The sequence below is a fragment of the Mucilaginibacter dorajii genome, assembly GCF_024808255.1.
Taxonomy (GTDB): domain Bacteria; phylum Bacteroidota; class Bacteroidia; order Sphingobacteriales; family Sphingobacteriaceae; genus Mucilaginibacter; species Mucilaginibacter dorajii.
On sequence record NZ_JANTYS010000001.1, the window covers coordinates 186,011 to 196,981 of the forward strand.

Annotated in this window: 8 protein-coding genes and 1 pseudogene; 2 read left to right on the forward strand and 7 right to left on the reverse strand. The window is 43.3% G+C overall.

Annotated elements, in window-relative coordinates; translation table 11 throughout:
- Positions 1 to 7: 7 nt before the first annotated feature.
- From FHS10_RS00640 to FHS10_RS00670, 7 genes are all read right to left on the reverse strand, one after another.
- On the reverse strand, positions 8 to 850 hold the full coding sequence (locus FHS10_RS00640; RefSeq protein ID WP_259086695.1) for an SDR family NAD(P)-dependent oxidoreductase: 843 nt from the start codon (positions 848 to 850) through the stop codon (positions 8 to 10).
- 209 nt (positions 851 to 1,059) lie between these two features.
- Positions 1,060 to 1,938: an NmrA family NAD(P)-binding protein gene (locus FHS10_RS00645; protein ID WP_259086696.1), complete on the reverse strand. Its 879-nt coding sequence runs from the start codon at positions 1,936 to 1,938 to the stop codon at positions 1,060 to 1,062.
- 77 nt (positions 1,939 to 2,015) lie between these two features.
- Entirely contained in the window at positions 2,016 to 2,570 is a 555-nt protein-coding gene (locus tag FHS10_RS00650; protein WP_259086697.1) for a DUF420 domain-containing protein, read from the reverse strand.
- 21 nt (positions 2,571 to 2,591) lie between these two features.
- Positions 2,592 to 3,056 carry a hypothetical protein gene (locus FHS10_RS00655; RefSeq protein WP_259086698.1) on the reverse strand — a complete coding sequence of 155 codons (465 nt, stop codon included), beginning with the start codon at positions 3,054 to 3,056 and terminating at the stop codon, positions 2,592 to 2,594.
- 1,428 nt (positions 3,057 to 4,484) lie between these two features.
- Positions 4,485 to 5,192, reverse strand: coding sequence for a DUF4198 domain-containing protein (locus tag FHS10_RS00660; protein WP_259086699.1), 708 nt, complete (start codon positions 5,190 to 5,192; stop codon positions 4,485 to 4,487).
- On the reverse strand, positions 5,189 to 6,337 hold the full coding sequence (locus tag FHS10_RS00665; protein WP_259086700.1) for a PepSY-associated TM helix domain-containing protein: 1,149 nt from the start codon (positions 6,335 to 6,337) through the stop codon (positions 5,189 to 5,191). Before FHS10_RS00665 ends, FHS10_RS00660 begins: the two co-directional genes overlap by 4 nt.
- 11 nt (positions 6,338 to 6,348) lie before the next feature.
- On the reverse strand, positions 6,349 to 8,751 hold the full coding sequence (locus FHS10_RS00670) for a TonB-dependent receptor (RefSeq protein WP_259086701.1): 2,403 nt from the start codon (positions 8,749 to 8,751) through the stop codon (positions 6,349 to 6,351).
- Between the two features lie 225 nt (positions 8,752 to 8,976).
- Here FHS10_RS00670 and FHS10_RS29260 point away from each other — a divergent pair.
- Both FHS10_RS29260 and FHS10_RS29265 read left to right on the forward strand, forming a co-directional pair.
- Positions 8,977 to 9,285, forward strand: a pseudogene (locus tag FHS10_RS29260) (hypothetical protein); the annotation flags it as partial.
- A 90-nt stretch (positions 9,286 to 9,375) separates the two neighbouring features.
- Entirely contained in the window at positions 9,376 to 9,723 is a 348-nt protein-coding gene (locus FHS10_RS29265; protein ID WP_374759818.1) for a helix-turn-helix domain-containing protein, read from the forward strand.
- Positions 9,724 to 10,971 lie beyond the last annotated feature (1,248 nt).

The following is a 10,971-nucleotide window of genomic DNA, read 5'->3' on the forward strand; positions in this document are numbered from 1 at the left end:
GGCAGGTTTAGGCAGTAACTTCAGTTGGTGTAAACTTGTCGGCCCAGGCCTCGATTTCTGCGCTGGTTTTGGCGCTGTTAGTCCGGTAGGTTTGCAGGGAATCCAGGCCTACCGGCAAATGAAGTGGCGGGTTTTCTACATTCGCTAATTCAACGACTACTTTTGCCAATTTGGCCGGATCGCCCGGTTGGTTACCATGCAAAGCATCAGGAACACTTTTCATCTGTCCAACTGCTGTATCATTATAATCCGAAATAGCGTTGGCAGCTGAAGAATATGATTGGGAGTTTAAGAACTGTGTGCGGAACAAGCCCGGTGCAAGCGAAGTAACTTTGATATTGAAGGGCGCAAGTTCAACGGCAAGGCCTTCCGAGATTCCTTCCACGGCGTATTTGGTAGAACCATATAAAGCCCAGGCCGGTAAGGCTCCATAACCAAACAGGGAAGAAATATTGATGATGTGTCCGGATTTCCTTTCCCGTAAATGCGGCAATACGTTGCGTACCACGTTCAGCAAACCAAATACGTTGGTATCATACTGTCTTCTTGCTTCCTCATCCGATGCTTCTTCAATGGCGGCTACGATACCGAATCCGGCATTGTTGACCACCACATCGAGCTGCCCGAAGCGGTCCAGGCCATCTTTAATGGCACGTTTAACTTCTGCTTCGTTGACCACATCCATGGTGACTACCAATAAATTTTCGGGGTTGCCCAGTTCTTTTTGGAGACCGGCTGCGTTATTACGGACAGTAGCTACTACTTTGTCGCCGGAGGCAAGCACTGTTTTTACAATTTCAAGGCCAAATCCTTTGCTGGCACCTGTTACAAACCAAACTTTTGTTTTCATGATTAAAATTTTTTAGTGATTAATTTATACTCAAAGGTAGGCCGCGTGCGAAGGTGAGTGCTAACGCATATTTCCGAATTAATAGCACTTATTTACCTCATCGCATTTGTCGCAAAGATTTCAGACAAAAGGATTTAAAAAAGCAAAGCCCAAGCCGGTTTGCACTTTTCAGCAAACAGACTTGGGCCTATCTTCAATTGCAAGCGAAATTATTGAAACAAAGCGCTGTTCCTCGTAAAGAAATCAGCTAGTGACGCCGGTTTCTTGCCGGTGATCGTTTCAATCAGGTCATTAGTTCCAGCGAATATGCCATTCACACAATCTTCGGCCACATGGGTAACGTGCTGTACAAAGTGTTCACTTGCCGCTCTTTCGGAATTAATTTCAAAGAACTGCTCAATAGATACCGGTTCGTAATTAATTGTCCTGCCTAACGTATTTGAAATAATTTCGCTCATTTCAAATACATCATATTCCTCCGGGCCGTAAAGTTTAAGCACCTGGCCGCCATATTCATCTATCGAGGTGGCAATTCTGGCAACCACGCGGCCCAGGTCAGCCGAATCGACAGGTGCCCAGCGTCCATTGCCAAAAGGCAATACGATGGAATTGTCTTGCCGGATGCCGTCGCGGATATAAAGGAACCAGTCATCAAAAAAGGTAGGTCTTAAATGAACGGTCGGAATGCCGGTCATATTTAAAATTTGTTCTCCAACCCAATGATCCTGCGCTGCATTACTTTTAGCTTCCCGCCTTGCCGATATCTGGGACATATTAACGATGCCTTTTAAGCCGTTTTCTACAGCGGCCTGGGCAAAATAAGCAGTGGCCTGCAGCACACCGGGCACAAGCACCGGGTAACAAAAGTAGGCCGTATCAATTCCCTGCATAGCTTCGGAGATATCGTCCAGATTGAGCAGGTCGCCTACGACTACCTCCACACCTTTGGCAGTAAGCTTTGCTGAGCGGTCGTCCTTGCTATGAACGAGTGCCCGAACCGGGTAGCCCATTGCTAAAAGCTCGTCTATTGCGGCTCCGCCGCTTTTACCGGTCGCGCCGGTTATTAAAATTTTCAATTGCTTTTCCATATCTGAAATATTTATTACACCAAAGGTAGGCCGGGTCCAGAACGCTGCGCTAACGTGAATTTCAGAATTACTGGCACTTATTTACCGTAATAGGGCGATATCAATAAATAGACAACTACGCCGGTTAAGCTTACATACAACCAGATCGGCATCGTCCAGCGGGTGATCTTTTTATGTAAAGCGACTTCCATATTTAGACCCCGCCCGATTGATATAAGGGCTAATGGAACAGTAATTATCGCCAGTGCGATATGCGTAATTAGTATCAAATAATAAACATACCGGATAGCGCCCTGCCCGCCAAATTTTGTGGATGGTGTGGTAAAATGATACAGCAGGTAAGACAGTAAAAACACGGAGGTGCATACAAAGGCGGCAAATATGAAGTTACGGTGCCTTTTGATGTTTTTCTGTTTGATAGCATATAATGCCAGTAAAAGAAAAATGAAGGTTGAGCCGTTCATCACCGCATTCAGTAAGGGCAGATATGAAAAACTGTAGTTTTTAAAACTCTCCTTATTCGGCAGGAAGAAAGCGAAGATGATCAGGCCGTTGATGGCCAGGGTCAGTGCCCATACAAGCGGCTTGTAGTTTTTAGCTTTCGCTGTGTTCTTGTTTAAAGTATATTCCATGATTAGTAGTTTGAATTATGATCAGAACGGTCTGAAGTTAGGGCGGCTGATCAACGGTGAGAAAGACCAGGGCACCGAGCTTAATATGACCAATAGGGCCAGGGTGAACCAGATCGCCATGGTTTTAAATTTCTCCCTGTCAGTTGTTTTACGTTTGGCTTTAGCCGAGCCGATGGTAATTAGTATGATTCCGATAAGCATCATGGTAATATGTTCCATCCCGAAAAATCGTATGGCCCGTTCATGCATAGCCGTGCTAAAGTGTTGCAGAAAATAAGCGACTATCGGACTGATGAAATAAAGCCATAGGCCTAAAATCAACTGAATATGCGTGATAGTGGCGGTCCAGTGCCTTACGTTGTTATCAAAGCCAGAGAAACCACTCTTTAGCAACCAGCCATAGTAGGCGCGGAAAATGGCAAACAATAAACTGGTCAATAAAAGCCATCGAACCAAAGAATGTATAGTTAAAAGGGTTGGGTACATGGTGTGATTATTAATGATCTTCCCGACTTTGCAAAAGTAAATAAAAACATACCAAGTAGTATGTTTTGCGGCAAAAAACCTAAAATGCAGCTTCCGTTTCTTGATAAGTTGCTTTAAACCTTCTACATAACGTCCGAACCATGATTGCTCTCCGGTTCGATCATTCTCCAGATAATCGTATTTACACAGCGATTTTCAGGCTTAGTCCGTAATCAGCATATTTGATTTTATATGAACTTATAAAATAGGCATGTTCAGCTTCAGGATCAATTCGGTGGCCTGGATGTGCTGATCCAATAATGCAGGATCTGCGGTTGTTTACACACTGGGTATAAATGCTGATGCTGCGAGTAAAGCGATAGGTGAATTTGATACTAAATTTCTTCTCGGCAATTTCGTCTGATCGACGAATTGTTACCACTATTATCGGAAACTATTGAGGGGGCATTATCCATCAAAATTCTCCGCCTGATTTTAAAAGGCTGCTTATATATCTTCAACCATTAAAAGGTAACTCTATAAGCTTTTGTAGCACGTAATTGTTAACTCAAAGCCTTTGAATCTCAATAGAATTTTTCTGAAATAATTTTCACACTATGATAACACAGTGTGAAAATTTGTAGCCTTTAGGGGAATCGAACCGATTTAGATAACTTGTAAATCGTTCAAAATCTTCAGTTGCTCGACTAAATGGTTCGAATTATGTCCAAGCCGGGGATATGTAAACCGCTTTACACAGGTAGATAAAGTATGGCGCGTGGGAATAACAGCAATTGGCGAACATGAAAAAAATATCATTATAGCAAATCCCGAAAAGGTATCAGACTCGATATACCTAACCGTTGATATGTATAAAGGGGCCTGGCGCAATGTTGTGCTGAATCAATACACACTCAAACCGGTTCCGGGTGGTAACACGCCTGCAGGATATGAACGCTGTCGACTGGCTGTAGAGAGCCAACTACGGCTTGCTTGTGGGTGCAATAGGCGAGATGACCACCAAGGTCATTTATTTTATGGCCAGCTTGATATACGCCAGTTTACCGGTAACAGGTTTCTTATATGGTATAATTGGAGATGGGGTAAAATGAAAAAGAAGACGTCCCAGATACTTAGCAGGCCGCCGTAATTATTTAACCTGCGAATTGTCTGTATTATGCAGTGGAAGCAAAAAAGATCTCGTAAGCCCCGCCATTGCACTGAAAGCGATTATGGGATGAACCTGCATTTGCTGACAATGAGCTATCGAAAGACGAAGATTTTGCCTCAATCTTTGCTGGATTGGTTAAAGCCGATAATCCCACTTTTTGAAAATAGCAGCTAATTAGATAATAATTCGGTGAGTATCGGCTGCGAATTTTCCTGCATAAGTAGTGCCTGCCCAGCCTGCCCGGATAAAACTCCGAAGCAGGAAAGCAGGGCTTTATTTTATTTATTTACTTCAAAGCTATAAGTAGCGCCTTGCCAGAAAGTTTTATAATTAATTGCACCTACGCTACCGGGAACGTTGTTGAAATTCGTGGCTTCCACTACATATTTGCCGGGCCATAACGGTGTGAAGGTTACGCTGCCATCACCATCGGTGGTTAGTTCCTGAGCCCACTTGTTGGGTGAAAAAACAAGAACAGTACCACCGGCCTTGTTCTCGCCTTTAACCCAAACTTTGATCTTTAGCGGCGAATTTACCTTTGTAGCACCAACGGGTAAGGCTTTGATTTCATTCGTATTCAGGTTTGCTTCCGGCGCAACTGTCGTGCCTACGCTTACATTGGTACTGGCGGAAAACTCCAGTAGCCCCGTCCCGCCTGATAGATCTTTTAGTTTATGACTCACCAATAAGGTATATACGCCATCCTTTTGCGGCGTAAAAGCAGATTCTACTACATTGCCGCCTTGTTTGGTCTCCAATTGCGTTTTCTGGCCATCCGGTGCAATCAGCCATAAGGTTAATGACGGGAGATCCGAACGCCATTTGCTGAGTTCGTCACGCTCATCCTGGGCAAACTCACCGAAATAAAGTTTCACAGATTGGGATTGGCCGATTTTGCCTTTTGCGGCTGTTTCAATCCATAAAGAATGTGCGAACAACAAGCTGGTGCTCAGCGTCAATAAAAATGTTAAAGTTATTGTTTTCATGATTTTTGTTTTAAAGTTCTTTTCCTCTTTTTGCGTTTGCCCCACCAAATGATAAAACCGGTGACCGGCAGGCTGGCCGTAATCAAACTGGTCAGGAAGGCAATGATCTTGGTAGCAATCCCGCCAATGGTGCCCATGTGAATACTCACATTCATGCGCCGCAGTTTATCAGCCATACCGGATTTGTCATAAGTACCGTAAAAGGAACTTTGCACGGATATATCGCGCAGCGTATATTGATCGTAATACCGGAACTCTCTTTTATAGTCTTTCTCCGGATCTGTATTCAGCAGCACCAGCAATGCAGCTTTTTTAGTGGCTGGCCAGATATAATAAGCGCTGGCATATTGACGCTGATGCAAACGAAATAAACTATCTACGCGCTGTGTTGTGAGCGGCGTAGGGTTAGCCATCGTAGTATCCGAAAGAGCCGGCTTAAATGGTTTGGCTGCTTTACCACCGGATGTTAGCCAGTAGATACCTCCCTGAAACCAAGGTAAACTAATGCAAAGACCGGTAATTACGATGATCAGCGCTACAAGGCTCATGTAAAAGCCCAATACATTATGCAGGTCGTAGTTCAGGCGCTTGGTACCTTTTTGCGTTTCAATAGTCAAGCTTTGCCTGCGTTCTCTTGTGGTCCAGCGTTTGGGCCACCATAGGATGATGCCGCTGATCAGCAGCACAAAAAATGCCAGTATAAAACTGCTTTGTATCGGGCGACCGATAGTGAAGGGGAACCATAGCCAGCGGTGCCCATGTTCCGCAAACTCAAAAAAATCGAATCCCGGCTTGCCGGATTTCAGGGCTTTACCGGTGTAAGGATCAAGGTAAGCCTGTCCCGATTGTTTTTTGCCGATGCGGTAATTAACGATCAGCGCATGCCCAGGTCCGGGATACTGCAGGCTGCTTAACATTATCGAATCGGGAATGATCCCTGGCAAATGTTTTACCTGATCTTCCACAGCGGAGGGTAATAGCAAAGGTGCAGATTTAACCTTAGCAAATAAATAGGGCTTGGTGTTAGCTTCTATCTCTTCACGAAAGGCCAGGATACACCCGGTCAGGCCGACAATCAGTACCACCAGCCCGGAGATTAATCCGAGCCAGCGGTGAATGAATAGGGTGGTCTTTTTAAAGGTCATCAGGCCAATAATTATTTAATGCTGCCGAATTTCAGCGCGAACTCTGCGATAAAGGTTCTTGGCAATTGCGGGATGGTTGTACCCCAACCAATAAAGTATTTTTTGCTGGTCAGGTTGTTTACTTTTAACCCAAGACGGTATTTAGGTTTATCATAGGATACAGAAGCGTTAAGGATCGTGTACGAAGGCAGGATGAACGAACTGGTCGTACTCAACGCTGTAATGTTCTCGCTGGCATAATTCCCGCCAAAGCCCAGGCCCAGGCCTTTCAGATCGCCGTTGGTCAAACGGTAACTGGCCCAGGTGTTCACCAGATTTTTCGGCCCGGCACTTGGCGGACGAAGACCGTCCACACTTGGCGCGGATAAGGTATATTTACTATCGTTGTAAGCATAGCCCGCGATCAGGTTAAAACCCTGAAATGGATTAAAATTAACATCTGCTTCGATCCCCTTGCTTAACTGGCTGCCGTTCTGAATACTGAAGCCAGCATGATCAGGATCCTGGCGCACGATATTACTTACTTTGATATCGTAATAGCTCACCGTACCGGCTAATTTGCCGTCCATGGCGCTGAATTTGACACCGCCCTCCAACTGGTAAGCTTTTTGTGGCTGAAATACACTGATACTCTGATCGGGCTGGGTTACCGGCGCGACGTTCTGGAAGCCATTCATATAATTACCGAACAGCGATACCTTATCCTGGATCACCTGGTAAACCAAACCGAATTTTGGCGAATAGGCAGTCTGTGCATATTTACCCGCAGTTGCACGGGTGGTCAGGTTGAAGGTTCCCATGCTGGAGAAACGGTCCAGGCGGATCGCCGCCAGTACACTCAAACGATCAGTAAGGCTCAACACGTCCTGTACATAAGTACTGTAAATATTTTGCTCGCTGCTTGTTTTGTTAAAGGTACTACCTGCAAAAAAGGCCGTCAGCGCCGCACGGGTCATTTTGTTGTAATTGGCTCCCGGATTAACGGCATCCAGCGGCGGCACATCAAATACGCCCGAAGCGGTGCTTGCCCTGGCTTCCACATGGTAGTAATCCAAACCAATCAATAAACGGTTGCGTAAGCCGCCGGTCTTAAAATCTCCGTTGAAGTTTTGCTGTACATCCGTCATGGCGTTACGGGCATACTCGGTCATACTCACATTGCGCACTAATGTTTTGTTACCAAGTCCCATACTCATATAAGCGGAAGGACCGGTGCTGTTGATTGCGTAATAAGAAAAATTGGTCTGCGACTTCCACTGACTGGACAACTGGCGGTCTAGCTGACCGTAGATACCGCCGTTATTAGTTTCGGTAACGATATCATCCAGCACAAAACGACGGTTGAAATCAAAGTCCAGATCTTTAATGCTGTGTACACCGGTAGCATTTGATGCGTCCACGAACAAGCGGTAAAAGCTGTTGTATTTACCGCTCATGTATTCCCCGTCCACATAAAGCGTTGTTTTATCATCAAGCTTATAAGTCAGTGCCGGCGCTACAAACGTATAGTTGGAAAACCCTGCGTCCTGGAAGCTGCCTTCATAATGCTTGGCGGCATTGACACGGAATAAGAGCGTTTTGTCCTCATTTAAAGGCGTATTCACATCCGCCGTTAAGCGGCTCAGGCCATAATTACCGGCAGAATAAGAGATCGTACCGCCAAGATTGTCAAAAGGCCTTTTAGTTACCCGGTTAAATAAACCGCCAAAAGAGCTCAAAGGACCGCCAAATAATGTGCCCGATGGGCCTTTGATGGCCTCCAGCGTTTCGATATTGCTAGGGTCGATTAATCCGGCCGCCATTGCCGGTACGCCGTTCCGTAAAGTGGCAGCAGAGGAGAAACCCCTCGAAGCGACTGTTCCACCTGGTCCGTTAGCGTTATTAGGTAATTGCAGGCTTACGCCCGGTACGTTCTTGATGATATCGGAATACATCGTGATCTGCTGTTGCTGGATCAGTTCTTTAGTGACAGCAGTATAAACCTGTGGGTTTTCCAGGTTTGACAGCGGCATTTTGGCTACGGTAGTACTTGACTGACGGGTGAACTTACTGCCCTTGCTGCCTTTAACCAGTACTTCCTGAAGTTGCTCGTTGTTTTCAGAAAGCATAAAATCCACGGTAGCGGTTTCACCAGCCTTTACTTCCACTTGTTTACTTTGCGGCACGAGACCGATAAAACTTGCGGTTAAAGTATAAGTGCCCGTCGTTACCTTATTGAGTGAATAATTGCCTTTTTGATTAACAACGGTACCTTTGCTCGTGCCTTGCAGGCCGATGGTCACGAACTCGGCAGGCTTGCCGTCGGAGGTTTTAACCGTTCCCCTGATGGTACCGGTCTGGGCGAACAGGATCGCCGAACTAAATAAAAAAAGAAATGTAAAGTAAAATTTTTTACTGCATAGTAAAGAATTCATAAGTTTGTTCAAATGTTTAATGGGTTGAAGGATCTGTTAACTTTAGCCGGTGTGAAGTTTGGCGATGGATCACCGGCTTTTTTATGTGGGAGAAATTGTTACATAGGCGATTAGATTAACATGCGCCGCAAATAACGACATTATTTAGAATCAATCCAAATAAAAAACGAATGCTTTAATAGCTCGTTTGATGTATAATCATTCGGATTTAGTGCGGATGGAAACGCAATAATCAAAGAGAGCTCCATCGTATTTGTGAGAAAGAATCAGTTGATACGAACCATTAAATATCCTTCCAAATCCGGGAAATACCAGTTTGTTTCCATCACTTTGGATAATGAAACACTGCGTCGATATGCGCTCGAAAATAAGATTGTATTGGAAAAGCATCAGCAAATAAAACATAAATTGTTTTTTGAAGCCGATGATTTTCTGAATTCCTATTTTTTTTCACTAAGTCCCTATATCAATAAAATAAAAGAAGCGACCCCAAAATCAGCAAATTTAAAAATCAGGGAAGCGGTTGGGCTTTTGCTTCAAAGCAACCCTGATTTGAAATACATTTTGTTTGATTTTTCAGAACCATACAAGATAAATCTTGAAGAATTTATGAATCAGAACTATATGTTTAATGTATCGGTGGAAGCATTTGCAAAGCTGACTGGAAGGAGTGTTTCCAGCTTTAAGCGGGATTTTGCAAAAACTTTCCAAACAACGCCCAAAAATTGGCTAAGGGAAAAACGTTTGGACGAAGCAATGTACCGCATTAGGCAAAAGCAAGAAAGGCCCGCGGATTTTTATCTTGACCTGGGTTTTGAAAATCTATCACATTTTTATTACGCTTTTAAGCAAAAGTTTGGGTCATATATTAGCTATTTACGATCAAGCTGTTTTAGAGGCAAAAAGCGACAAAGGCAAAGCGTTTTTAATAAAAATGTTTGGAAAAAGCTTTGGTTATCAAATGGCCGATGACCGTTATACGGCATTAATCGAACCACATCTTAGAGCGTTTTCGTTAAAAGAGTTGGAAGCAATTGTTGAAGAGGTGAACGGCAATAGCCAGGTCAACGGTCGAAGACGTGCAAGAACCGATAATTATAATGTTAAAGAACGAATATTAGAGTTGAACAAAAATTTCAGTTTCGCGAAATATCAAAATTTTGTTTAGGCCAGCCGCATGCGGCAAAAGGCATGATATTTTAATTATTAGTGGCAAACCATAAAAGGCCACCATTGTTGGCAGCCTTTTATCCCAAATACAGTTGTTAGATAGGGAGAGTTCTGAACAACGCCTCTTATTTATTGATTATTAGCGATTTACATTAATTGTTGCTCCTTGCTCTACGAATGACGCAATAGCAAAATGACTCTAATTGTTAATTCAAGTATATAAATAATATTAAAAAAGTCTATTTTCTTTTATCAGCGGGTTGGTTCGAGCCTAGCCTCAGGATACTGAAAATCAATTATTTAACCCCACTCGCCAGAGTGGGTTTTTTTTATTTGCACAAAATTTGCACAAAAATGAAGTTTAAATTTTTTTCAAATTTGAATTTTCGTAGATATTCCGCTTGTAATGGTACCTGTCCTTTAAACAATGAGAACCAATTTTACCTTTCAAGAAGCAAATAGTAACATCAAAAAGTATATAATCCGGGTCGGAGCTAATCGGACTATTTCTATGATCGAATTAATGAGATTTGACTCAAACATCTTTATTGAATCGTATGGAAGCGTTGACATTTGAAGAGTTGCCTGGACTCTAACCTGCAACCTTTTAATTGAACGTCCGAATCAACATCAAATCTATTCTAATCGCTTATTGTAGCAATGCTCCTGTATTTGCAGTACGTACAAACTTACAGCTTCCTTAATCTTTTTGATATAAGTATCGAACATTGCATACCAAAATTGAGCACTTTATCTGTTATATAAATTACTGGCCCTGGGTTTAATGTCGTATAGTACACATAAGTCTGAAAAATATTCCCCCATCCTTGTAAAGATAAACGCACGAAACAACGTCCAAGGAAATAAAAGGGTATTGTCCTTACTTGGCATCTTATCTTTAAAGTGATTGGTCTTGTAAACTTTACTTGTTTCAATTGAATAAGTATGGACAGTTACATTTCCTTCGGAATAACTGCCATATATTACGTTGATTGGTTTTAATATATCAATGTCCGAAATCTCAACATAATAAAAGATATAAGTTGCCTC

Coding starts and splice junctions, on each gene's coding strand:
- FHS10_RS00640 (WP_259086695.1), bottom strand. CDS start 850: ATGAAAACAAAAGTTTGGTTTGTAACAGGTGCCAGCAAAGGATTTGGC.
- FHS10_RS00645 (WP_259086696.1), bottom strand. CDS start 1,938: ATGGAAAAGCAATTGAAAATTTTAATAACCGGCGCGACCGGTAAAAGC.
- FHS10_RS00650 (WP_259086697.1), bottom strand. CDS start 2,570: ATGGAATATACTTTAAACAAGAACACAGCGAAAGCTAAAAACTACAAG.
- FHS10_RS00655 (WP_259086698.1), bottom strand. CDS start 3,056: ATGTACCCAACCCTTTTAACTATACATTCTTTGGTTCGATGGCTTTTA.
- FHS10_RS00660 (WP_259086699.1), bottom strand. CDS start 5,192: ATGAAAACAATAACTTTAACATTTTTATTGACGCTGAGCACCAGCTTG.
- FHS10_RS00665 (WP_259086700.1), bottom strand. CDS start 6,337: ATGACCTTTAAAAAGACCACCCTATTCATTCACCGCTGGCTCGGATTA.
- FHS10_RS00670 (WP_259086701.1), bottom strand. CDS start 8,751: ATGAATTCTTTACTATGCAGTAAAAAATTTTACTTTACATTTCTTTTT.
- FHS10_RS29265 (WP_374759818.1), top strand. CDS start 9,376: ATGTTTAATGTATCGGTGGAAGCATTTGCAAAGCTGACTGGAAGGAGT.